This window comes from Pseudorhodobacter sp. W20_MBD10_FR17 (assembly GCF_052119765.1).
Classification (GTDB): domain Bacteria; phylum Pseudomonadota; class Alphaproteobacteria; order Rhodobacterales; family Rhodobacteraceae; genus Pseudorhodobacter.
Genome location: NZ_JBGQOQ010000009.1, coordinates 61,469 through 85,921 on the forward strand (window position 1 = coordinate 61,469; position 24,453 = coordinate 85,921).

Below are 24,453 nucleotides of genomic sequence, written 5' to 3' on the forward strand. Positions count from 1 at the left end.
CATAGCTATAGCCTGCCGTTTGTGAAAGCCTAATGATAGGGGAAACAAGGAGGCGTGTGATGGATGAAATAGCAGAGGTTCGCGCCATAATCGGCTCTGTTAAGGCCCTTTCTGGCTATGATGGTCCAATCGAGCGTTTGGGTGGTTTGACCAATCGGGTGTACCGTTTGGATGATTTATGTCTGCGCCTGCCGGGTAAAGGAACCGCCGCCTATATCGACCGCGCGAATGAGGCTGTAGCGGCAAGCGAGGCTGCGCGTGCTGGAATTGCACCAGAGGTGGTCTTTGCCGATGCTGCCAGTGGGGTGATGGTGACGCGGTTTATTGCAGGCGCAGTGACGATGACGCCCCAAGGTTTTGCCAGCCGAAAAGGGGCCGCCGCGCGGGCGGGCACAAGCTTTGCCAAGCTTCACCGATCAGGTGCGGTGCTCCCGTTTCGGTTTGAACTGTTTGCGATGATTGACGACTACCTCGCTTTGCTGGCGACCAAGGATGTCGCCTTGCCCGAAGGGTATCGCGCCGTGGTAGACGAGGCCGAAGCGGTTCGCTCCGCTTTGGCGCGAAATCCGGTGCCTTTGGCCCCCTGCCATTGCGACCCTTTGTGCGAAAACTTCCTTGATACCGGCACCGCGATGTGGATCGTGGATTGGGAATATTCGGGGATGAATGACCCGATGTGGGATCTTGGTGATTTATCGGTTGAGGGCAGCTTTACCGATGATCAGGATGCCGAGATGTTGCAGGCCTATTTCGGGGCAGCGCCCAGTGCCGCAGATCAAGGGCGGATGGTGATTTACAAAGCGATGTGTGATCTGTTGTGGACATTGTGGGGGCTGATCCAACTGGCCGAGGGCAACCCCGCCGATGATTTTCGCGTTTATGCCGAAGCGCGTTTTAGCCGTTGCAAGGCATTGATGGCGCGGCCAGAGTTTGCAACACATTTGGCAGCAATTTAAGAACCACTGAAAGGAAAGCGGATGTTGGATGAGGGCGCAAAAGGCGTTTATGTGATCGCGGTGACACCGTTTTTGCCGGATGGCGCGGTAGATATGGCAAGCACGGACCGGATGGTAGATTTCTATCTGGATGCAGGGGCAACAGGCCTAACGGTTTTGGGAATTATGGGTGAGGCCCCCAAGCTGACCGAGGCCGAAAGCACCGCATTCGTGCGCCGGATCGTCGCGCGCGTTGCTGGGCGTGTTCCTGTGATTGTCGGGGTTTCCGCGCCCGGTTTTGCCCAGATGGCGGGGCTTGCGAAGTCGGTGATGGATTGCGGGGCAGCGGGGGTGATGATCGCGCCGCCCGGCCATTTGCGGACCGATGATCAGATCGTCGGATATTATCATCAGGCTGTGGAATTTATCGGTGACGCACCCTTTGTGGTGCAGGATTTTCCGCTGGTCACGGGGGTGCAGATGTCGGTTCCGGTCATCACGCGGATTGTGAGGGATTTGCCGACCTGTGTTTGTTTGAAACACGAAGATTGGCCGGGGTTGGAAAAGATCGGGGCTTTGCGCAAAGAGGGCGCTTTGAACCGGCGAATTTCTATTCTGTGCGGCAATGGCGGCGTCTTTTTACCCGAAGAAATGGCCCGTGGGGCCGACGGCGCGATGACGGGTTTTGCCTATCCCGAGATGATGGTTTCAGTTGTGAAAAACCATCTAAACGGCACGCCGGATCGGGGGCGGGATTTGTTTGATGCCTACCTTCCGCTGGCGCGGTTTGAGCAGCAACCGGGGCTGGGATTGGCCATTCGCAAGCATGTTTTAATGAAAAGAGGTGTGATCGCCCATGCTACACAACGGCGGCCCGGGGCGGCGCTGTCGGCTGCGGGGGTTGCCGAGGTAGAGCTGTTGATGGGGCGGCTAGAGCGGCGGCTGGCAGAGCTGGGCTAGGTGCAGAGTAGCGGTGTAGATGCGGGGCGAACCCCGACCTACACCGCCGCAGACAGTGGGTGGAAAACCCGTCGTTTAGCCCTGCATCGCCCATGGGCCGTGGTGCCCCGATCCGCCATCGGTGCGCTCAAAGCCGTGCGCGCCGAAAAAGTCACGTTGTGCTTGGATCATGTTGGCGGTGGAACGTCCGGTGCGCATGATATCAAACCAGGCAAGACCAGCCGCCAGCGCGGGCACGGGCAGGCCGTTTAGGGCGGCATTTGCGACCACTTTGCGCAAGGCATTATGGCTTTTTTCCAAGAGATCGGCAAAGAACGGGGCCAGTATCAGGTTGCGGCTCGGGTCCTCGGCCAATGCTGTTGCCATATCGTTAAGCATCGACGATCGGATGATGCAGCCTTCGCGCCAAACTTTGGCGATTTCGGGTAGGGGCAAGGACCAGCCAAACTCGGCCGAGGCAGCTGATGTCAGCGCAAAGCCTTGGGCATAGCATAGGATTTTTCCTGCAATCATCGCGTGTTCCAAGTCGGCGATGGTCAGCGTGCTGCGCGGCATCTCTTGCGGGGCGGGGCCAAACAGCGCCTCGCCTTTGCAGCGTTCGTCAAGCAGGGCCGAGGTGTTGCGTGCCATGACAGCCGCCTCAATCACCGGAATGGGGGCCGACAGGTGCTGCGCCTCGATTACGGTCCAGCGGCCTGTGCCTTTTTGGCCTGCGCGGTCAAGGATAACATCGACGATTGGTTCGTTGGTCTTGTCGTCGATGACGGCGGTGACCGCCGCTGAAATCTCGATCAGATAGGATTGCAACGGCCCTTTGTTCCAACCGGCCAACACGTCAGAGATATCAGGGGCATGAAAGCCCATGCCATCGCGCAACACGCCGTAAACCTCGGCAATCATTTGCATATCGGCGTATTCGATACCGTTGTGAACGGCTTTGACGAAATGGCCGGCACCGGCATCACCCATCCGTGTTGCGCAAGGGGTGCCTTGGTATTTGGCAGAAATCGCCTCTAGGATATGCGAGATGCGGTTCCAATCCTCGGCCTTACCGCCGCCCATGATCGACGGGCCGTGGCGCGCGCCTTCCTCGCCACCCGACACACCGATGCCAAGGAAACGTGGGCCACCTTGGGCTGCATTTTCGGCGCGGCGGTTGGTATCGCGGAAATTGGCGTTGCCTGCGTCGATGATCATATCGCCATCGTCCAGCAGCGGGGTAAGGGCAGTGATTTGGTCATCAACCGCTTGGCCTGCTGGCACCATAAGGATGATCGCGCGCGGCGTTTTCAGGGCGGCAACCAGATCTGCCAGCGTGTCGGTTGGCGTGATTTTCGGGGCAAGATCCCCTGCCGATTGGACGAATTTATGGGTAACTTCGGTAGTGCGGTTCCAAACCGCAATGGGAAAGCCCTTTTCCGCGATATTCAGGGCCAGCATTGCCCCCATTGTGCCAAGGCCGATAAGGCCGATATCTGATTGGGTCATGGGGTGGGCCTCGCTTTGGCTGTTAAAAAAGGGCGTTGCGATTTTGCGCTGCGGCTGATTTGCTAGCGGTAACGGCGGGTTTGGCTGCGGTCAAGCCGAGGGTTTTTAGATAAAGGATGTTCACATGAGTTTTACCGAAGAAGCGCGGGTGCTGAATGATGCCGCGATTTTGACGATGTTGGATGCAGGCTGTGCCAAGGCGCAGGCGATGGGGCAGCCGCAATGTTTGGTGATTGTCGATGCGTCCGGCGTTGATCTGGGCGTGATGCGGATGCATGGCGCAAAGTTTTTGGCGATGCGGTCCGCACGGGCCAAGGCGCAGACGGCATCAAGCACGCGCGCGCCCAGCACCAACCTGCCCGAGGGAATTCGCGTGGCGGTGGCGCTGGCCACGGATGGCGCGTTGACGGGGCTTGCCGGTGGCTTACCCATTCGCATGGGTGGTGTGCTGGTGGGTGGCATTGGTGTGGGCTCTGGCAGTGGCGCGCAAGATATCGAGGTGGCCGAGGCGATGTTGGCCGCAATCGGCGCAGACGCGGTGTAACCGATGGACATGTTCAGCCTGGCAGGCAAGCGCGCGCTGATTACGGGGTCGTCACAGGGCATCGGGTTTGCGCTGGCCAAGGGATTGTCGGCTGCGGGCGCGCAGGTGGTGCTGAACGGGCGCGATATGGGGCGACTGACGGCGGCTGTGGCACAAATTTCTGGCGCTGTCGCCCTACCGTTTGATGCCACCGATCATGCCGCTGTACGTGCGGCGGTCGATGGGTTTGAGGGCAGTATTGGCCCGATTGATATTTTGGTGAACAACGCAGGCATGCAACACCGCGCCCCGCTTGAGGAGTTTCCGGCAGACGCGTTTGAGCGGCTGTTGCAAACCAACGTGGCATCGGTTTTCCACGTAGGCCAAGCGGTTGCGCGGCATATGATAGGCCGCGGCGCGGGCAAGATTATCAACATTGCGTCCGTGCAGACGGCCTTGGCACGGCCCGGAATTGCGCCTTATACGGCGACTAAGGGCGCGGTGGGCAACCTGACCAAAGGCATGGCAACCGATTGGGCCAAGCATGGGCTGCAGTGCAATGCGATTGCGCCGGGGTATTTTGACACGCCGTTGAATGCGGCCCTCGTCGCCGACCCCGATTTCAGTACGTGGCTGGAAAAACGCACACCTGCGGGGCGCTGGGGGCGGGTTGAGGAATTGGTCGGGGCTTGCGTGTTTCTATCCTCACCGGCATCAAGTTTTGTGAATGGGCACATCCTTTATGTGGATGGCGGGATAACGGCATCGCTATGAGTGATAGATACGTTTTGATGGGCGTTTCGGGCTGCGGCAAATCTTCGGTCGGGGCGGCGCTGGGGCCTGCGCTTGGTGCGCGCTATCTGGATGGCGATGATCTGCACCCAGCCACTAACATCGCCAAAATGGCGCGGGGCGAGGCGCTGACGGACGCTGACCGCTGGCCTTGGCTTGATCTGGTGGGAACCGAGCTGGCCGCGCCAAATATGATCTTGGGCTGCTCGGCGCTGCGTCGCGTCTACCGCGAACGGATTACAAAGGCGGCAGGCGCGCCAGTCTGCTTTATCCATCTCGCAGGCAGTCGCGCCTTGATCGGTGGACGTATGGCGGCACGGGCAGGGCATTTCATGCCAACGGCCTTACTAGACAGCCAATTCGCCACGTTAGAGCCGCCATTGGCCGATGAACTGGCGGTCACAGTCAGCATTGACCAACCTCTGGCAGGGATTGTCGCAGATATTTTGGCGCAGCTTCAGGCCGAAAAGGGTCACTAACCACGCCAATACCCGCGTAAACCAAGAACCGCCCCCGATTTCATCTTGGCAAAAATACCTAAATCCTGCCAGTTGTTACAGGCCCAAGCGGTCGAAAACCTGATCCAACGCCTGCCAATCCGTCAACCGTAGCCGTACGGGCAATGTCAACACTTTAGGCCGGAACGCCGCAGGCAAGCGAACGGCGTCTTTCTCGGTGGTGACAAGCTGCGCGCCAAGGCTTGCTGCCTCATGGGCCAGCCGCCGCAGCAGGGCGTCGGAAAAGGGCTGATGGTCACTTAGCGCCTCTGTGCGGATCACATTGGCACCGGTGCCGCGCAGCGTGGCAAAAAACTTGTCTGGGTGGCCGATGCCAGCAAAAGCGAGCACCTTTTCGCCCTGCCAATCCATGCCCATTTGCAGCACCTCAAGTGCGCCGGTGACATGCGGCAGGTGCAGCGTATTCCCCCAAAGGGCGGTGAACTGGGCCTGCGCCGCTGTGTCACCGATCGACAAAACCATATCGGCACGCCCAAGGCCCACCGCCACGGGTTCCCGCAATGGCCCTGCGGGCAAGCACCGCCCGTTGCCAAAACCGCGATAGGCATCGACGACGACAATCGATACATCCTTGACCACCGAGGGGTTTTGGAACCCGTCATCCAGCAATACCACCTGCGCCCCTGCTGTCTGCGCGGCCTGCACCCCTTGGGCACGGTCGCGGGCAATCCATGTGGGGGCGAATGCCGAGAGCAGCAGTGGCTCGTCGCCCGTATCGGTGGCGCTGTGTTGACGTTCATTCACCTGTAACGGGCCGGTCAGCCGCCCGCCGTGGCCGCGTGAGACCACATGCACCGCCACGCCCCGCGCCAACAACCGCTCAATCAGTGCGATGGTGGTAGGGGTTTTACCCGTGCCGCCGGCGTTCAGATTGCCGATGCAGATCACGGGGATTGTGGCCTTATAGGCGCCCGATTTGCGTAAACGCTGCGCGGTGGCCGCAGCATAGGCCCAGCCCAGCGGGGCCAGCAGGCGGGCGCGCAGGCCGGGCGCTTTGGGCGGGCGGTTCCAAAAAGCGGGGGCCTGCATCATTTTGGGGCCTCTAGCAGTTTGCACAAGGCGGCCATGGTTTTCTCGGTTGCCTCGGCGCCGTCGGATTCAACGGCCCACGCCGCTTGGGCCAAACGGGCGGCGCGGTCGGGGGCAAGCAGCTCACCCAAAACAGTGGCCAAACCGCGTTGATCGGCGACAAGGCAAGTGGCCGAGGATGACGCAAGCCGCCCGAGCGCCGCGCCGTGCCGCCCACCGCGCGGCCCGTGGATAATAGCCGAGCCGAGTGCAGCTGCCTCCATCGGGTCGCGTGAAATACCCTCGTCGCCCATGCCGCCGCCGATATAGGTGATGGGGGCCAGCCTATACCACAGGCCATATTCGCCATCGGGATCGACGATAAGCACCTGCACTTCTGGGTCTGGCTCTTCGTCTTGTTTGCGGCAAGCGGTCAGCCAGCCTTCGCTTTCGTCCATGCGGGCAGCAAGGGCGGGAATGCGCGTCTCGTCTTGGGGTGACACGATCAGCAGCAAGCGATGCGCCAGTTTCATAGCCGAGCGGTGGGCTGCAATGACCATGTCTTCTTCGTCTTCGGGCAGGCCAGCGGCGAACCAGACGGGGCGGGTGGCAAGCTGTGCGGCCAGAGAGGTGCGTTCGGCCTCATTACAGCGCAGCACGGCGCTGGGGTATTCCATCCGGCCCGTCACTTGCACGATATTCTGTTCTGCACCGGCGCGGCGCATGGCACGAGCGGCGGTTTGATCAATGGCCAAAACGGCACTAAAGCTGCCCAAAAGGCCCCGCATCAGGCCCGGCCACCACCCTTCTCGCCCGCGTAAAATTGCAGGGCTGCGGGCATCCACCAGCGCTACGGGGATATGGCGTTCATGGGCCTCATGCAGCAGGGCTGGGCGCAGTTCGCCTTCGGCAAAGGCCATCAGGTCGGGTTTCCAGTGGTCCAGCACGGCGCGCGCATCCGAAGGCGTATCTTCGGGCGGGGGTTGCCAGATCACACCGGGATGGCGGGTTTTTGGCTCAACGGGGCTGGTCAACAGGATGTTAAGGCTGTGGTCTTCCTCTAGCCGTGCGGCAAGGCCGGTCATTTGCGCCAGGCTGTCAGGGCCCGGCGCATGCAGCCATACCAGCGTGCCACTGGGGCGCGCTGGGCGGTTTGCAATCGCTGCAATTGCCGCACGATTGGCAAGGTTATAGAGCGTAAGGCCAAGCGAATAGGCCATTTGGGGCGCTTAGCCCCCCAGCTCTTCGGTGGCGGATGCGGCCACATTCTCTTCGCGCAGGCGGTGGATATGGGCGATGAAATAGCGGGTTTGGGCCTCATCCACGGTGCGCTGGGCCTCGGCCTTCCATGCCTTATAGGCGGCATCGTAGTTGGGGAACATGCCGACGATATGGATGTTATCGGGGTCTTTGAAGGCGGTGCCTTGGGTGCTGATAAGCTCGCCACCGAATACGAGGTGAAGACGTTGGGTCATAGAATTCTCCGGGTTGTACAATTGCGCCTAGCCTAACGTGATGGGCGCGGCGGCGAAAGGGGGCACCTTTGGCGTATAGTCGCAGGGGGCTTCAGGTTTAGCAGCGGGCCTTGGGCGGCGATAAGGCTGCCGCTACTGGCTTGCCTTTTGCGGGATGGTGTTGGTTTCGGGGGTGTAGATGGTGCGAAACTCATCAGGGCCGCCGCGCAGGTTAAGCACCCAAGTACCACGCGGCCAGCGCAGTTCCATCTCGCCCAATCGAGGGCGGTAGACGGCGGTGTAAAGCGTGCCGAACCCGCGATCAAAGGCGATGGAATAGAGCGGCGGGCGCAGGAAAGCCGAGATGAACTTTTCCTGCGGCTCGATATGACCAGTCAGGCGTTGGAGCAAGAAACGCTCGCGTTCCACCGTGGCGGTCGCGCGGGCGTGGGCATCCCATTCCACCTTTTCTTGGTGATTTGTCGCCACAGCCGCATGGGTGATAATGGCGGGCCGGTCGGGTGCCATAAGCGCGGTTAGAAAGTTGCGTTTGGCGTCGAGTACGGTGACGTTATAGCTCATATGCGTGGGGATGCGCGCAAGGGCAGCACCAGCCTGCTCGGCGGTTTCGCAGGTTTGCAGCACATAGCGCAGGATCAACGGCACGCCGAAACCATCGCCCACAACGCGCCTGCCGCCAAAGGTCAGCGATACGGCAAGGCCTGCGTCATTCATCCCATCGACAAGGCCCCAAAGGCCATCAGATGTGCCAATCACATTACGGCCCTGCCAGCGGGTTTGCAGCACGACACGCTCAAATGCCTTGGGGTTATAGTCGTAGTTGCGCACCAAAAGCGGCTCTTTGCCCGGCCAGATCGCCTGACTGCACCCCGAAAGATAAGGCGGGGGACGATAAAAGCTGAGGAACCGCGCGGCAAGATCGCCGCCGCCGGCCTGCTCGCACAGCTGATCATACAGCGGCACGATTTCCGGCATATGGGTTTTAAGCGCCTTCAGGCTTTCCCAATAGGTTGGGCGCGCGTCGATACCTTCGCGCATCCACCATGATTTATACGCCGGCCATAGCTCGGCAAACAGCCCAGCCCACTTGGGGCCGGGCTGATACTCTGGCTCGCTTATGCTGCGCCAGATCAGTTCCATTACATGATCTTAAAGGCCGGATCGGCAAAGGCTGGCCCTGCCTCGGCCACAGGCATCGGATCGGCCTTGAACGCGTTCTTGATGCCGTGAATCCAACGTTTCGCACGCTCGTTCAACATGAAGTTGTTGGTCATCGACCGGCCCCGTGTGACCAAGATGCCCAGATCGGCGCCTTCATAGCGGTAATCACCCGGCTTAAGGATGCGCAGGAAGAACGCTTCGTTTTCCGATTCAACCGCACGACGGTGATAATCAAAGCGGTCAAATACCACGGTGCCGTCTTCCTTCATCTTATAGATGCCGGTTTGCGGCGCGTCGGACAAGATATCCACGCTGTCCTCGGTGTGTTTGATGACCATCTGGCTCCAGCTGTCGATCATGTTCGGGTTGGCCCAACGGCTGTTCAACTCGGCCACGTCCAGCTTGAACTGTGCCTTGGAAAACTCGAGCAGGTGGAACAGGAACAAAGGCGCGTCGGCATGGGCAAAGGCTGCGTGGTTGGTCATCGAGCTGGCACCGGTGATGCGTGGGTTCAGCTCGCCCAAATAAATCTCACCCGATTTTTTGTCGATCAAGAAATCGAGTTCGAAATAGCCTCGATAGCCTTCTTTGCGAAGTTGCTCACCGAATTTGAAGGACAGTTCGCGGGCCTTTTCGCGGACTTTGGGCGGGAAGGCAGTGGACAGAATCTCGTTGCCACACCAGCCGCCACGATAGGGGGTCAGTTCTTTGAAGCCGACAAGCTCGGTCATCAAGGGGCCAACAATCGTACCTTCTTTGGTGGCGCAGGCCTCAATCGCCGCACCACGGCAGTTGATGCGCTTCATGATCTTGATCTCACCTTCGCCGATGATTTCATGCTCATGGCGGCGGAAATCAGCTTCGGATTTGATAAAGAATGTGGTGTGACCCGAGTCGCCATAAGCCGATTGCAGCACGAGGTCATGGCCGATACCGGCTTTTTCACAGGTTTTCTGCAAGTCTTCGTAGGATTTTACCTCGGCCAAGACGTTTGGCACCGATGGCACGCCGGCTTTGTTGCCGATGCGGACGGTTTCGATCTTGTTATCCAGCTTGTTGCGCAGTTTCGCCTTTGGGAACCAGACATCGGCGCCAAGCTCTTTGGCCAGACGTTCGGTTTCTTCATCAAACATCAAGAACACGAACTTTGGCTTGCCGCCGCGGCGTTTCACAAGGTCGATGACCTCTTTGTGCTGCAACAGATAGTTGTTGATGTCTTCGATGCTCTGGAATTCCGCATGCGGTTGTTCAGACGGGCAAAACACGTTCGGGTGGCGGCCGTCATAACAATCTAAGTAGCAGATATATTTAAAGTTTTTGCACCATTCATCAATGCCCAACAGGTTAAAGTTGGTCGCCGAGATGAAATAGACCGGATCTTCGTTGCGGTGAAAAAAGCGACGAATTTCCGAGATGTTAGCAAGTTTCTTATCGTTCATTATTTTCTCCCTGTTATTCTTATTTATTAGTCTTTTTTGCGACCTGTTTGGCCAGAATTTCGTCGGTAAAGACGCGTAGGCCAAGGTCGGCGCGGTAGCCGTGGATCTCGCTTACATCCAGCGCCCGCATAAATGCGAGGATTTCACGGCTGATAACTTGTCCCGGCACGAGAATTGGGAAACCGGGCGGATAGGGGATGATGAACGAGGCGGAAACCACCTCACGTCCCTTTTCGATTTCCAACAAAATATCGCCGTTCAGGTCAAGGTAATCACAGTTGTTTTCGTCATAGGCTAGGAAGAACGGCGTGCGCAAATCGCCCTCTCCGGTGTGCGGATCGGCGCAGAAGGCCGGGTGGAAATAGGAAAAGTCGGGCAAGGGCGGCAGGTCTTGCATCAGGTTTTTCACGCGCTTTTCAAAGGAAAGGCGCTCCATTTTAGAGGCATCGTCCAGCTTTTCATCTAGCTCTTTGGCGATTTCGACCAACACCTCGATCAGGTACGCAACCGACGACCGCGTGGTGCCGATATTGGTCATAAACAGCACGGTATTGCGCGAGGTTTTGTTGATCTGGATACCGTATTTATCCATCAAGATATCGGTCTTGAAGGTGTCGCCATCCCAACCGGTGCCGCCTACAGCCAGCGTGACGCGGGTGGCATCAAGGACAAATTCGTCCTTTTCCCAGCAGTTCCACGTGTCTGTCCAACCCTGTTCGGGGTCGTAATAGCTGGTGACGCCGCTTTCGCGATGCTCTTCGGGGATCATATCGCCCGCTGCCAACACCTTGAAGTATTTTTGCAAAAGCGGGTGGGTCGAAATTGCGCGGCGCATCGACATCGCGGCCTCGACCTGGCGTTGCACAAATTCGAACCCTTCAAGTTCGACTTGACGGCGGCCAACATCCAAACTGGCGATGATCTGATAGTTCGGGCTTGTTGACGTGTGGGTCATGTAGGCTTCGTGGAAGCTTTCCTCGACTTGGCCTTTGAAATCCTGATCGTTGACGTGGATCATCGAGCCTTGGCGCAGCGATGTTAGGGTTTTATGCGTCGATTGGGTTGCATAAACCCGAACGCGGGCCTTGGGCGATGGGATAAGCCGCGTTTTCAGCAGCGTTGCGTCATCGGCGTCTTTCAGCTTTTCTTGCTGCTTGGCATAGGCTTTTTCATGCTCGGGGGTGCGCAGCTTTTGGCGCAGGTTATTGGCCGCGTTCATGCCGGTACGTTGGCGATAGGTCGGGCCAAAGCGGGCAAAGGCAAACCACGCCTCATCCCAAAGGAAAACTAGATCGGGTTTGATGGCGAGGCATTCTTCCATCACGCGTTCAACGTTATAGACGATACCGTCAAAGGTGCAGTTGGTTAGTAGTAGCATCCGCACGCGGTCCAGCTTGCCTGCGGCCTTTAGCTTCAGCAGTTGCGCCTTGATTTCCTTAAGCGGAACAGCGCCATACATGGAATATTCGTTCAGCGGATAGCTGTCGAGATAGCAAACCTGCGCGCCGGACAGCACCATGCCGTAGTGGTGCGATTTGTGGCAATCGCGGTCGACCAGCACGATATCATCGGGGCGTACCAGCGCCTGCACGACGATTTTGTTACAGGTCGAGGTGCCGTTGGTGGCGAAAAACGTCTGCTTAGAACCAAAGGCGCGGCTGGCCAGCTCTTGCGCCTCTTTGATCGTGCCGTGGGGTTCCAACAGGCTATCAAGCCCGCCGGATGTGGCCGAAGTTTCCGCAAGAAAGATGTTGGGGCCGTAGAACGTACCCATATCTTGGATCCAGTGGCTGCGGGTGATCGACTTGCCGCGGCTGATCGGCATGGCGTGGAAAACACCTGTCGGCTGGCGCGAATACTCTTTCAACGCGGTAAAGAACGGGGTGTTGTAGCGGGCCTGAACGCCGCGCAGGATGTTCAGGTGCAGCTCCATAAAGTCTTCTTGGTTATAGAAGACACGGCGGCAAATCCCGAGGTCAAGACCGGCGATATCCTCGACCGAGCGGTCGGTGACGAGGTAGGCGTCCAGTTCAGGCCGGACCTTAGCGATCAGACGGCAGAGTTCGGGGCCGAGGTCTTGGTTTGCGATATCTTCCAGCTCTTCGGCGCCGCCGGCGCGGCTGAGATAGCGGGTCAGAATTGGCAGCTCGACATCGGATTCCAGCTTAAGGCCGGGCCGAACGATAATTGCCTGAATGTTATGGTTGAACAGCACGCCGATCAGCGCGTCTTGCAGGCTGGGCACGATGACGGGTTCATAGATGAAATCATCCTCGACCCGGCGCATCGAGGTCATGTTGGTTTTTAACCAGCGTTCTTGATGCTCATTCACATCATCGACGATCATCACTTCAAAATATGGCTTGGCAAGCGAGCGCGCATCGGGCGGCAGCAAGGATACTTCGTCTTGGTCCTCATCGCGGCCCTCACGGTCCAGCGGGATGGTACGGCGGCGGTAAGCCCCTGTGCTAAGCGCGCGATTAACGCGGCTTACGGCATAGGCAAGTTCGCCCAAATGGTTGTGTTCAAACTGGCGGCGCATGGTGTCAAAGGCTGCTGTGCCCGGAAAGGCCCAATAGCGTTCAATCAGTGCGAGAGAATCGAATAGTTTTGCCGCCTCGGCATGGACGGTTTTTGCACGGCGTCCATCGGGGTTTTTGGAAAGAAAATCAAGCTTTTCGCGGAGGCTGCTCCACCGATCAGCGCGAAGCTGAACGGCAGAGTAGTAATCATTCATTGACTGCATCGTGTCGTCCCTTTTTTGTCAGCAATTGGGCGATGCAGGCAATAGGCCTGCGCCCGCGTTAGCCAGTAATAGTTTTACCCGAGAGCCCTGCGCCCGGCAGGTCGATGCCGGAAATCGCAGCCACACCTTTTGGAGCTGGTGCACCAAAGCCCACGGCTTCAGCCTCGGCCGAGCCTAGAACCACATCACGTTGGTCGATTTGCAGTTCGGCACGTGAGCCTTGCTGTTGTTTTTCCAATGGTCCCAAGGTGTGCAAATAGGCATCGGTGCCACTGTTCCGGTCATAGATTGAGAAATCAACCGGACGGTCACGGAAGCTTTTCAGCACTTGGCCAAGGCCACGCATACCGGCGGCGCGTTGGCGGCGCACATGGTCAAGATCAAGCTCGATCGGGAACATATCTTCTTGGCCAGCCGAAGAGTGGATGACGGTAGACGTTGGGTCAACCACCACCGAGCGACCGTTACCACCCGAGCCCAATCCGTTGACGCCAAAGACGTAGCACTGAAACTGTGCTGCTGTTGCACGGGCAATCGCGATTTCGGCGTCACGGTCGGCGGTGCCGGTCAGAATTGGCAGCAGCAGCACTTCTACGCCTTGCGAGGTAAGTTGGCGCGTGGTTTCGGGGAACCAAACATCATAACAGATCGACAGACCAAAGCGGCCCACGTCTGGAATATCAAAGATACAGAATTCTGTGCCCGGCGAGACGCCAACTTCATATGGCATGAAGGGAAACATTTTGCTGTATGTTTTGATGATTTCGCCCGCTGGGTTGATCACCACCGAGGTGTTCAGAATGCGGCCATCTTCTGTTTTTTGGTACATCGAGCCGGGAATCAACCAAATGTGGTGACGCGCCGCAGCAGCCTGAAACCGTTCAATGTGTTCGTTATGCAGGGGCAGCGCATGCTTGGTTAGCGGGCCAAAGGCGGCCAGTTCACTGAACATCACCATTTGCGTCCAAGGGTAGACGTTCATCAGAACGTCCAGCCGTTGCAGCATGCCTTCGACGTTGGGTTGCAGGGCATTGACGTACATTTGAACGCCAGCGATTGCGAAAGGAGTCATTTCATTTCCAGATTGGTTATGGGTGGGCGGCGCGGTTCTGCGCCGTCTCGTCCGCTTTCTATCACCGCACCACCAAGACTGAAACAGGTGAATGACGCACAACCCTGTCAGCGTTGGAACCGATCAGAAAGTCGCGCATCCGGTCGGGCGGGTGGCTGCCCATCACGACCAAATCTGCGCCAATCGTCCCGATAGCGGCCAAAATCTCGCCATGGACCACACCGGCGCGCACATGCGCCTCGGCATGTTGACCATCGGGGATCAGGGTTTCCAGCAATGCCTTAAGATCTTCGCCGGTTTTATGGATTGCTTTGCTTTCAAACTCTGCCGGAAAGAAGCCTTCGACCACCGGCATACCGTAAGCTGGCACAACCGTCAGGACGTGCAGTTTTGCCTCCCAGTCGCGGCACAGCTTGAGCGCCTCTGGCAGGGCTTTTTCCCAGCTGTGGGGTTGGTTTATATCAATCGTCAAGAGGATGGATTTGTACATTTTGATCTCCTCAGGCAGTTACTGGGTGACGTTTTGGCGCCCGCCCACGTTGCAACATTACAACCATAGCAAGCAACAGCAAGGCCGGAATGAACATCCAATATTTTGATGGCACAGGCACAGGCCGAAGCACGCGCAGCACCTCTTGATCCCAATCCAAACCGGCGGTTTGGGCGGGGCTGTCATAGGCCACATCGTCGATCAGCATCTTGTCGCCATCGGTGCGGAAGGCAAGGCCAGCGGCGGCCAGACGTTCCTCGCCCGTGGCCTCATTCCCCATCGGGATAAGGGCGACAAATTCGATCGGGTCACCCAGATCATTGACGCCTGACACACGGACGCGCAGATCCTCACCCGTAGGGGTGTTGGCGGCAGATTGTGCGATTTCAGATGGTGCTTCCTCGACATAGGGGGGGAAGGCCATGTCCATCCAGAAACCGGGGCGGAACAGGGTGAACGCTACCAAAATCAGCGCGGCAGATTCGTAAAAGCGGTTTTTCACAAGGAACCAGCCTTGGGTCGCCGCCGCAAACAGTAGCATGGCAATGGTCGCGATACAGAACACGAATATGCCTTGCGCCATTGTCACATCGATCAACAACAACTCGGTGTTAAAGATGAACAGGAAGGGCAGGGCCGCAGTGCGCAGGCTGTAGAAAAACGCGATGACGCCGGTTTTGATGGGGTCGCCACCCGAAACAGCGGCCGCGGCAAAGCTGGCAAGGCCAACTGGCGGTGTCACATCGGCCATGATGCCAAAGTAGAACACGAACAAATGCACGGCGATCAATGGTACGATCAACCCGTTTTGCTGGCCCAATGTCACGATCACCGGTGCCAACAGCGCCGAAACCACGATGTAGTTTGCCGTGGTGGGCAGGCCCATCCCAAGGATCAGCGACAGCACAGCCGTCAGCAGCAATATCCCCATCAGGTTGCCGCCAGACAGCACCTCTACCACATCGGCAAGGGCCGAGCCTACGCCGGTTTGGCTAACAGCCCCCACGATGATACCAGCGGTCGCCGTAGCGATGCCGATGCCGATCATGTTGCGCGCGCCGGTTTCCAGCCCGTCAAGCAGGTCGGTGACGCCATGTCCGATGTCACGGGCAAGGTTGCTTTCGCCGCGCATGATAGCGGTGATCGGGCGTTGGGTTAGCAGGATGAACACCATATACATGGTCGCCCAAAATGCCGACAGGCCGGGTGACAAACGGTCAACCATAAGCGCCCAAACCAGCACGACCACAGGCAAGATGAAATGCAGGCCCGAACGGATGGTCGGCCCCGGCAATGGCAGCTTGGTAACGGGTGCGTTCGGGTCGTCCAGCTCTAGCGGTTCCTCTTTGGAGGCGATGTAGAGCAGGCCAACATAGGCCGCCGTGACCGCCGCAAAGATGATGTAACCCGCCGCGTTCGGGAAGGTCGGACGAATCCAGCCCATGCCATAGTAAACGGCCAGCGACAGCGCGCAGATCACCGCGATGGTGAACACGATACCGATCAGGCGTTGCACGATAGGCTTGGGCGTATAGGCGCGTGGCAAGCCTTCCATACCGGCCTTTAGCGCCTCAAGGTGCACGATATAGACCAGCGCGATATAGGAAATCACCGCAGGCAAGAAGGCGTGTTTGACCACGTCAAAATAAGGGATGCCGACGTATTCAACCATCAAGAAGGCCGCCGCCCCCATAACGGGTGGCATGATCTGGCCGTTGACGGACGAGGCAACCTCAACCGCGCCGGCCTTTTCAGCCGAAAAGCCGACCTTTTTCATCAATGGAATGGTGAATGTGCCGGTGGTCACCACGTTAGCGATCGACGACCCTGAAATCAGGCCGGTCATGGCCGAGGAAACAACCGCCGCCTTGGCCGGACCGCCGCGCATGTGACCCATCAGGGAAAACGCGACTTGGATAAAGTAGTTACCTGCGCCCGCCTTATCCAGCAAGGAGCCGAACAGCACGAACAGGAACACGAAAGACGTCGACACACCCAGCGCGATGCCGAAAACGCCTTCGGTGGTGATCCACTGGTGGTTTACGATTTCCGAAAGGTTGTTGCCTTTGTGGGCGATGATATCGGGCATCTGTGGGCCAAGCACTGTATAGAGCAGAAACACCGAGGCGACGATCATCAAGGCTGGCCCCAGTGCGCGGCGCGTGGCCTCTAGCAGCACCAGCAAACCGATAACAGCGACGACGAAATCTTGTGTGATCGGGGCGCCAACGCGGCCCGCGATATCACGGTAATATACGAACAAGTATAGCGCGGCGGCCGCACCAACGACGGCCAGCGCCCATTCCCATACAGGGATTTTATCTTTGGGCGAGCCGAGCAGAACCACGCCAATCATCGCCAGTACGACAATGGCGATCCACCAGACCGAGGAATCCTCTTTGGCGGAAATAAAGAACAGCGCCCCAAGAATAACGGGCACGGTGACGCCCAGAATGGTTTGGAACTTGGTGCTGGCTGCGGGGAAAGCAGCAAACGCAAGGAACAAGGCAAAGGCAAGGTGGATTGAGCGCGCCTCGGTATCATTGAACACGCCAAAGCCGATCATAAACGGGATGGGCGAGGCGAACCATAGCTGGAACAGTGACCACGCGAGCGCGACGACGGTAACGAATACCCCGACCGAACCAGTGGTGCCACGCGCGCCAGTATCGGAGGCGGCGACGATTGCGTCAAGTTCGGCTTGGCTTAGCCCAACCTTGTCGCTTTGGTTTGCTTGATCACTTTGTGCCATTGCATATCCCCGTTGGCCGCATGACGGCGTTAGTTTTTGTTATTTGGTTTTTGTTATTATGTGCAATTCTGTTCGGCGGATCGCGGCGTGCCGACTACGCGCAAAAGCTGCCCGTGCGCATCAACGCACGGGCAAGGGGCGGATTACATCCAGCCACGCTCTTTGTAGTACTTGATCGCGCCGGGGTGCAGCGGAGCTGACAGACCGTCTTTGATCATTTCTTCTTCTTTCAGGTTCTCAAAGGCGGGGTGCAGCTTTTTGAACCGGTCAAAGTTGTCGAACACGGCTTTGACAACTTCGTAAACCACATCATCGGGCACGTCAGCCGAGGTGACAAAAGTTGCCTTAACGCCGAATGTTTCCACGTCATCGGGTGTGCCGGGGTACATGCCGCCGGGGATGATCGACTTGGCGTAGTACGGGTTTTCGCTGACCAGCTTGTCGATTTCGGGGCCAGTTACAGGCACCAGATGCGCATCAACTGTCGAAACAGCTTCTTGGATAGACCCGTTCGGGTTGCCTACCGTATAGATGATCGCGTCAACCTTGTTGTCGCCCAAAGCGGCGGCTTGCTCTGCTGGCTTCAGCTCGGATGCCAAGGCGAAGTCGGCCATGGTCCAACCTTTGGCGGCCAAAACAACTTCCATCGTTGCCAGCTGGCCCGACCCTGGGTTGCCAACGTTAACGCGCTTGCCCTTAAGGTCGTCAAACGTGGCGATACCTGCATCATTGCGTGCGATCACGTTAAAAGGTTCAGAGTGAACCGAGAACACGGCCCGCTCTTTGTCAAACTTGTCGCCTTCGAATTTAGCGGTGCCGTTATAGGCGTGGTACTGCCAATCGGACTGGGCCACGCCCATATCCATATCGCCGGCCTTAATCGCGTTGATGTTGGCGATTGAGCCGCCGGTGGATGGCGCGGTGCATTTCAGGCCGGTTTTAGGTGTGTCACGGTTCACAAGGCGGCAGATCGACTGACCCACAACAAAATAAACACCAGTTTGGCCGCCGGTACCGATGGTGATGTAGCGCTCTTCAGCAGTTGCGGCTGTGGCAAGCGCCATGGACCCGGCAAGCGCCAGAGATTTAAGATAGGTCATGTGTAACTCCCGTCACGTTGTTTAGCGTTTTTGCTTCCGCCGCCTTCTCGGCTACGGTTTTTGGTATGCGGCTTGGTCTGCGTTTGGCAGAGAAACCCTGCACGCGCCGCCTTTGCGCCCACTATTTGGGGGGACAGCCTTAGAAAATTGAGCGCAGATCGCAGAATGGGCACCTGCCCATATCAAGACCTGATTAATCAATTTCCAACAGCACCAACCCGGTTACGGAGCGCAAATGGTAAATCGGGCATCCACCCCCCCAAAAAACACGCGACCAACAAGGCGGCTGCACCGCTGGTCTGCAAGTTCCAAGGTTGGCTATCCCAACATGTATGAAACACTGAAATCAATGAAGCGGCTGCAGCATTGGTTCTGTGTATTCAGTGAGTTCAGCTTATGGGGGAAAAATTACAAATTCAATAGCGATAAAAAAACTTATTATTGGTCAATATTATAATTTAAAAACAAATGGTTATTATGGTGTCCTTGTCGATTCCGGCCAGTTTTCCCAAGGAGCCGAATCCTTTATTTGAGCCCAAAAGCGGCTTTTGCCAAATCGCTTTGACATGGTCGGTCAGGGGCAAGCTGGGCGAAGTTGTCACCTGTCACGTCGGCGGAAAAGCGCCGCGTGTAAGGTTTTGGTAGACTCGCCAGCCTTTTGCGCGTAAACGGCCCGCTTGGCCCAGATATATTCCGGTGCTGGCGGGCGAGGAGGCCCGATGCCAGTCAGGGGTGAGCGGCCTTTGAACGGGCAAAGCAACGCCCCCTGATAGGTAGAAGAAAATGGAAAACATGAATATCGCTGCGCCATTGGCTGCGGCGCTAGAAGCCAAGGGCTATGCGTCCCTTACCCCCGTGCAAGAAGCAATGCTTGCGCCAGAAGTTGATGGCCGCGATTTGCTGGTCTCGGCGCAAACCGGCTCGGGTAAGACCGTGGCTTTCGGCATCGCGATTGCGCAAGACCTGCTGAACGGGGCCGACCGGTTCTTGTTCGCTGATGTGCCGATGGCGCTGATTATTGCCCCAACCCGCGAATTGGCGCTGCAAGTTGCCCGCGAGCTGGACTGGCTGTACGGCGAAGCTGGCGCACGGATTGCAACCTGTGTTGGCGGTATGGATTACCGCACCGAAAAACGCGCGCTTGACCGTGGTGCGCATATTGTTGTCGGCACACCGGGCCGTTTGCGTGACCATATCGACCGTAAATCGCTTGATCTGTCGGGCCTGCGCGCCGCAGTTCTGGACGAAGCGGATGAAATGCTTGATCTCGGGTTCCGCGACGATCTGGAATACATTTTGGGCCAAGCACCCGAAGAGCGCCGCACCCTGATGTTTTCGGCAACCGTGCCAAAGGCAATCGCGGCATTGGCCAAAGAATTCCAAAATGACGCGCTGCGCATCCAAACCGCCGGTGAGGCCAAGCAGCACGTTGACATCGAATACCGTGCGCTTTCGGTGCAGATGCGCGACCGTGAAAACGCGATTTTCAACCTGTTGCGCTATTATGAAGCGCCTACTGCGATTGTGTTCTGTAAAACCCGCGCGGCTGTGACCTCGCTGATGGGCCGCATGGGCAACCGTGGGTTCAAAGTTGTGGCCCTGTCGGGTGAGCTGAGCCAAGCCGAGCGCACAAACGCGCTTTCGGCGCTGCGCAATGGCCGTGCAAACGTGTGTATCGCGACGGATGTTGCGGCCCGCGGGATCGACCTTCCCGGCCTTGATCTGGTGATCCACGCCGATTTGCCAAGCAACTCTGAAATTCTGTTGCACCGTTCGGGCCGTACAGGGCGCGCTGGCTCCAAAGGGGTTTCGGCGCTGGTCGTTGTGCCATCCGAACTCCGCAAGGCACAGCGTTTGGTTCAAGGTGCGAAATTGGTCGTCGAATGGGGTAATGCGCCTTCGGCCGAAGAAGTGCAGGAACGTGACGATCAGCGTATTCTGGAACACCCCGCACTTGGCCCGAATGAGGGTGAAGATGGTACACTGGCCGCAACCTTGCTGGACCGTTTTGGCGCCGAGCAAGTGGCGCAAGCCTTTGTGACCATGTGGCGGCAAGGGCGGTCTTCGCCCGAGGTTCTGTCGGATATTGCCAAAGCGGGTGAGCGGCCAGAGCCGAAACCGCGTGCCGAATTTGGTGCCTCGGTCTGGTACACGATTTCGGTGGGTCACACAGGCCGTGCCGAAGCGCGTTGGTTGCTGCCAAAAATCTGTGAAGCTGGCGGGATTACCAAAGACGGTATCGGTGCCATTCGTGTGCAGACTGAACTGACCTATGTGCAGATTGGCAAAGACGTTGCCGACAAGTTTGGTGCCGGTCTTGCGCTGGAAGAAGGCGTGGAAATGACGAGGATGGACGGCGAGCCTGCGATTGACCGTGACCGCCCTGAGCGCCCGGTCCGCGCACCACGCGAAAAGCCGGCATACAAGGCCAAGCCTTCGCGCTTTGTCGAAGATGATGCGCCGATGCCGGAACGCAAACCTTATACCAAGCGCGAGCCTGCGGCCAAATCTGACTGGTCGGCTGATGATGGCGCGGCCAAAGGCTTTGAAGCACGCGACGGCGAAAAGCCAAAGCGCGCGGCAAAACCCTATGCCAAAGCCGAAGGCGCGAAGCCTTACGGTGATAAAAAGCCTTATGCCAAGGCCGATGGTGCCAAGTCTTACGGTGATAAAAAGCCTTATGCCAAAGCCGATGGCGACAAAAAGCCTTGGGTAAAGCGCGAAGAAGGTGACGGCAAGCCGTGGGAAAAGCGTGATGCCGCTCCCCGCAAGCCCTATGCCAAAAAGACCGATTCTGCCGATGGTGCCAAGCCTTATGCCAAGCGTGAAGACGGCGCGAAACCTTATGCGCCACGTGGTGCTAGCCCAGAAGCCGGCGGTGAGCGCAAGCCACGCTGGAAGCCCGAAGAAGGCGCTGCAAAGCCGCGCTCGGCTGGTTTTAAATCGCATGGCGGCGGCAAGGCCGATGGCGAAGGTCGCCCTGCGCGGTCAGCCGGGTTCAAATCGCACGGCGCTGAAGGCAAAAGTTTTGGTAAACCGGGCGGAAAGCCAGCAGGTAAGCCGTTTGCTAAGCCTTCCAAGCCAAAAGCAAATGATACCAGCAAGCGTTTTGTACCGCCGAAAAAAGGCTGATCTGTTGGTTTGATCGATAATAAGGCTCGGTGTTTGCGCACCGGGCCTTTTGCTTTGGGGCAAAATGGCCAAGCGATGGCTTGCACACCGCTTTAGGCCACCTCGGTTTGTGTATCCTCGGCCTCTACGACCGGCAAAGCCTCGGGTGGGCAATGCGCGACAAGCACTGCTGTGATCGCGGTTTTGCGCAGGGGTTTGGTTAAATACTGGTCAATGCCTGCCGCAAGGATAGACGTGTCATCCCCATCCATCGCATGGGCGGTCAGGGCGATAATTGGCACATGGCCGCCAGTATGGGTTTCACGCGCGCGGATCGCACGGGCGGCCTCTTTTCCATCCATTTCCGGCATGGAAATATCCATAAAGATAAGGTCAGGCTTCAGGTCCTCAAACATCTCTACGGCCTCGCGGCCATTGTGGGCAAAGCTTAGGTCGATCTGTAAGTCCTTAACCATTTTGCGGAAAACCAGTTGGTTGGTGCGGTTATCTTCGGCTGCCAGAACGCGCATGGTACGGCGCGGGCCGGTATATGCGGGCTGGGCTGCTTGGGGAATGGAGGCAGGGGCCGTAAGGCCACGCAGGCGACGGTACAGTTCGGATCGCAAGAGCGGCTTTTGCAAAACCGCCGAAAGATGGGCGTGACCGGCGCCATCACGGGCCGCAGCGGGGTTTGACGAAAACAGCACGATGGGGATGTTATACCCCGTCTCGCGCAGCTTGTCGGCCAGTTGCAGCCCGTTCATTTCGGGCATCTCGTGGTCGGTGATTAACACGTCATAATCCGTGTCGCGGGCCAGTTCGGTAATCACCTCGGCAGCCGAGCGGCACAGCGTAACCTGCATGCCGCAGGTCAGCAGCTGACGTTCAAGGATGGTGCGGTTTATGAACTGGTCGTCGACCACAAGCGCGCGGCGCAAGAGAATGGGGTCTGGCGGTGCGGATTGAGCTTCGGCGATGGGAAGCAGCAGCCGAAAGCCAAAGCAAGAGCCTTTGCCCAGTTCGCTATCGACCCAAACAGAGCCGTCCATATGTTCAATCAAGCTTTTTGAGATGGCGAGGCCAAGGCCCGTGCCCTCAAACTTGCGGTTCGCGTCTGATTCGACCTGATTAAACTCGCCAAACACATGCTCTAGCTGGTCGGCGGGAATTCCGATGCCGGTATCTTCAACCGAAACATGCAGCTGTTGGTTGCCGGGATCGGTTTCCAGCCCGACGATGCGAATAAGGACATGGCCTTTTTCGGTGAATTTCACCGCATTGCCGACAAGATTGGTCAGAACCTGCCGCAACCGACCGGCATCACCGACAAAACGGGTGGGCAAGAACAGATCATAGTCGATCATCAGATCAAGCCCGCGTTCGCGCGCACGCGGTTGCAGCAGCATCGCAACCTCATGGATAAGGCGTTCCAGATCAAAGGGTTCGGGGTGCAGCGTCAGACGCTCGGCCTCAATTTTGGAATAGTCGAGGATGTCGTTGATAATAACCAAAAGCGCCTCTCCCGAGGAACGGATGGTGTCGGCGAATAGGCGCTGTTCGTCATTCAAATTGCTATCGCACAGCAGTTCGGCCATGCCGACAACCCCGTTCATCGGGGTGCGGATTTCATGGCTCATATTCGCGAGAAAGGCCGATTTGGCGCGGTTCGCGGCCTCGGCGGCTTTGCGGGCTTCATCCAGTGCGGCCTGTTGTTCCTTTTGGTGGGTGATATCAACCCGCAGCCCAACGCGGCCCCCTTCGGGTGTGGGTTGTTCAAGCACGCGCAGCCAGCGGCCATCGGCCAACTCCTGCTCGCGCACCACGGGGCCTTCTAGCGGTTGACCGATGCGCTCTTCGATCCACGCGTCTTCACGGCCGATAGCATCAACATAGGCGCCCGCAGTCACGCCGGCGCGCAAAATTTCCTCATATGTTGTGCCGGGAACCATGATGTCGGCGCTCTCGGGGTAGATTTCTTTGTAGCGCTGATTGCAGGTCAGCAACTTTTCTTCGCGATCAAACAGCACAAATCCATCGGGAATCGCTTCAAGTGCGGCCCAAATGCGCATTTGTTGGGTGGTGTTCAGCGCGACGCAGACCATATCGCCATCACGGGCGCGCCGATCGACAAGGCGCAACCATTGGCCTGTGCTGGTTTGCACCGTTTCGTTTGGAATCGGGTCACAATCCCATCTGGCCAGCATACGCTCAATCCATGCGTCTGGGGTTTCAGCGCCGAGGTCAACCATCCCCTCCTCCGCGGTCAATTTCAGGATTTCACGGTACGGCGTGCCGGGGCCGACGTTATAATCGGCATAGGGAATAAGATAGGCGCGGTTGGCGACCAAAAGCCGATGATCGGGGTCAAACACCGCAAAGCCATCATGCAAGGCATTCACCGAATCACGCAACCGCCGTTCTGCCATCACCGCCGAGGTATGGGCCGCCTCAAGATCAGACAAAAACCGCGAGTTTTGGCCCTTGAGCATCTGGGCCTCGGACACCGCGGCCTTGGTCATATGGCGTTGTTCAACGATTTGTTCAGACAACGCACGCGCATGAAGGGCCAATTTTTCATTAGCGGCGAAAAGTTCGCGTTGTTTTTGTTCCAGCAGGCGTTCAGCACCGAGTCGCGCGCGCCGTTCTTTCGCCAGTCTGTCTACAATATCCATACACGGTTCAACCATTGCCATCAGAATCTCGGGCCTCACAGGGCGTTCTACCCTTTGCATTGCCCGACCTTCGCGCAACATAATGAAGCGATCGTTAACGCAGGCAGAGTTTGGCAGAATCCTTGCTTTATCGCGAAGGCTCGTGGCAGGATTGTTGCAAGCATGCAGGTATTTGGCCGGTAAGGGCAGATGTGTCACTATAGCGTGACGC

Annotated in this window: 18 protein-coding genes; 6 read left to right on the plus strand and 12 right to left on the minus strand. The window is 57.8% G+C overall.

Annotated elements, in window-relative coordinates; all coding sequences use genetic code 11:
- The first annotated feature begins 59 nt into the window (after positions 1–59).
- Positions 60–956 carry a phosphotransferase gene (locus ACEN2J_RS08145; RefSeq protein WP_442104819.1) on the plus strand — a complete coding sequence of 299 codons (897 nt, stop codon included), beginning with the start codon at positions 60–62 and terminating at the stop codon, positions 954–956.
- Between the two features lie 21 nt (positions 957–977).
- Positions 978–1,895, plus strand: a complete 918-nt coding sequence (locus ACEN2J_RS08150; protein WP_442104821.1) for a dihydrodipicolinate synthase family protein — start codon at positions 978–980, stop codon at positions 1,893–1,895.
- 75 nt (positions 1,896–1,970) lie between these two features.
- Here ACEN2J_RS08150 and gndA read toward each other — a convergent pair whose 3' ends face one another.
- Positions 1,971–3,383, minus strand: a complete 1,413-nt coding sequence (gene gndA / locus ACEN2J_RS08155) for an NADP-dependent phosphogluconate dehydrogenase (RefSeq protein WP_442104823.1) — start codon at positions 3,381–3,383, stop codon at positions 1,971–1,973.
- Positions 3,384–3,507: 124 nt separating this feature from the next.
- Here gndA and ACEN2J_RS08160 point away from each other — a divergent pair, with 124 nt between their 5' ends.
- The 3 genes from ACEN2J_RS08160 to ACEN2J_RS08170 are packed head-to-tail and all read left to right on the plus strand — an operon-like array spanning position 3,508 to position 5,177.
- Entirely contained in the window at positions 3,508–3,927 is a 420-nt protein-coding gene (locus ACEN2J_RS08160; protein WP_442104825.1) for a GlcG/HbpS family heme-binding protein, read from the plus strand.
- Positions 3,928–3,930: 3 nt separating this feature from the next.
- Positions 3,931–4,680 (plus strand): SDR family oxidoreductase, encoded by a 750-nt coding sequence (locus tag ACEN2J_RS08165; protein WP_442104826.1) that lies wholly within the window; start codon positions 3,931–3,933, stop codon positions 4,678–4,680.
- Positions 4,677–5,177, plus strand: a complete 501-nt coding sequence (locus ACEN2J_RS08170; RefSeq protein WP_442104828.1) for a gluconokinase — start codon at positions 4,677–4,679, stop codon at positions 5,175–5,177. Before ACEN2J_RS08165 ends, ACEN2J_RS08170 begins: the two co-directional genes overlap by 4 nt.
- A gap of 75 nt (positions 5,178–5,252) precedes the next feature.
- Here the strand turns inward: ACEN2J_RS08170 and lpxK are convergent, their stop codons facing one another.
- The 10 genes from lpxK to ACEN2J_RS08220 all read right to left on the minus strand — a co-directional run bounded on the left by lpxK (position 5,253) and on the right by ACEN2J_RS08220 (position 18,459).
- Positions 5,253–6,245, minus strand: a complete 993-nt coding sequence (gene lpxK, locus ACEN2J_RS08175; RefSeq protein ID WP_442104989.1) for a tetraacyldisaccharide 4'-kinase — start codon at positions 6,243–6,245, stop codon at positions 5,253–5,255.
- Positions 6,245–7,444 (minus strand): 3-deoxy-D-manno-octulosonic acid transferase, encoded by a 1,200-nt coding sequence (locus ACEN2J_RS08180; RefSeq protein ID WP_442104830.1) that lies wholly within the window; start codon positions 7,442–7,444, stop codon positions 6,245–6,247. Before ACEN2J_RS08180 ends, lpxK begins: the two co-directional genes overlap by 1 nt.
- 9 nt (positions 7,445–7,453) lie before the next feature.
- Positions 7,454–7,699 carry a DUF4170 domain-containing protein gene (locus ACEN2J_RS08185; RefSeq protein WP_442104832.1) on the minus strand — a complete coding sequence of 82 codons (246 nt, stop codon included), beginning with the start codon at positions 7,697–7,699 and terminating at the stop codon, positions 7,454–7,456.
- A 132-nt stretch (positions 7,700–7,831) separates the two neighbouring features.
- Positions 7,832–8,839 carry a C45 family autoproteolytic acyltransferase/hydolase gene (locus tag ACEN2J_RS08190; protein ID WP_442104834.1) on the minus strand — a complete coding sequence of 336 codons (1,008 nt, stop codon included), beginning with the start codon at positions 8,837–8,839 and terminating at the stop codon, positions 7,832–7,834.
- A complete protein-coding gene (locus ACEN2J_RS08195) occupies positions 8,839–10,326 on the minus strand; it encodes a biotin carboxylase (RefSeq protein ID WP_442104990.1) in 1,488 nt (495 codons plus the stop codon). The genes ACEN2J_RS08190 and ACEN2J_RS08195 overlap by 1 nt, the downstream gene beginning before the upstream one ends.
- Entirely contained in the window at positions 10,319–13,045 is a 2,727-nt protein-coding gene (locus ACEN2J_RS08200) for an aminotransferase class I/II-fold pyridoxal phosphate-dependent enzyme (RefSeq protein WP_442104836.1), read from the minus strand. Before ACEN2J_RS08200 ends, ACEN2J_RS08195 begins: the two co-directional genes overlap by 8 nt.
- A gap of 58 nt (positions 13,046–13,103) precedes the next feature.
- Positions 13,104–14,117 (minus strand): carbon-nitrogen hydrolase family protein, encoded by a 1,014-nt coding sequence (locus ACEN2J_RS08205; RefSeq protein ID WP_442104838.1) that lies wholly within the window; start codon positions 14,115–14,117, stop codon positions 13,104–13,106.
- Between the two features lie 61 nt (positions 14,118–14,178).
- Positions 14,179–14,607 carry a universal stress protein gene (locus ACEN2J_RS08210; protein ID WP_442104839.1) on the minus strand — a complete coding sequence of 143 codons (429 nt, stop codon included), beginning with the start codon at positions 14,605–14,607 and terminating at the stop codon, positions 14,179–14,181.
- Between the two features lie 10 nt (positions 14,608–14,617).
- A complete protein-coding gene (locus tag ACEN2J_RS08215; RefSeq protein ID WP_442104841.1) occupies positions 14,618–17,359 on the minus strand; it encodes a TRAP transporter permease in 2,742 nt (913 codons plus the stop codon).
- 143 nt (positions 17,360–17,502) lie between these two features.
- The gene (locus ACEN2J_RS08220; RefSeq protein WP_442104843.1) at positions 17,503–18,459 is read right to left on the minus strand and encodes a TAXI family TRAP transporter solute-binding subunit; all 957 of its coding nucleotides are present in this window, start codon (positions 18,457–18,459) and stop codon (positions 17,503–17,505) included.
- Between the two features lie 783 nt (positions 18,460–19,242).
- On the opposite strand from ACEN2J_RS08220, the gene ACEN2J_RS08225 reads away from it, so the two are divergent.
- Positions 19,243–21,591, plus strand: a complete 2,349-nt coding sequence (locus tag ACEN2J_RS08225; protein WP_442104845.1) for a DEAD/DEAH box helicase — start codon at positions 19,243–19,245, stop codon at positions 21,589–21,591.
- Positions 21,592–21,683: 92 nt separating this feature from the next.
- Here ACEN2J_RS08225 and ACEN2J_RS08230 read toward each other — a convergent pair whose 3' ends face one another.
- Complete coding sequence (locus ACEN2J_RS08230) at positions 21,684–24,242, minus strand: response regulator (protein WP_442104992.1); 2,559 nt, start codon at positions 24,240–24,242, stop codon at positions 21,684–21,686.
- Positions 24,243–24,453 lie beyond the last annotated feature (211 nt).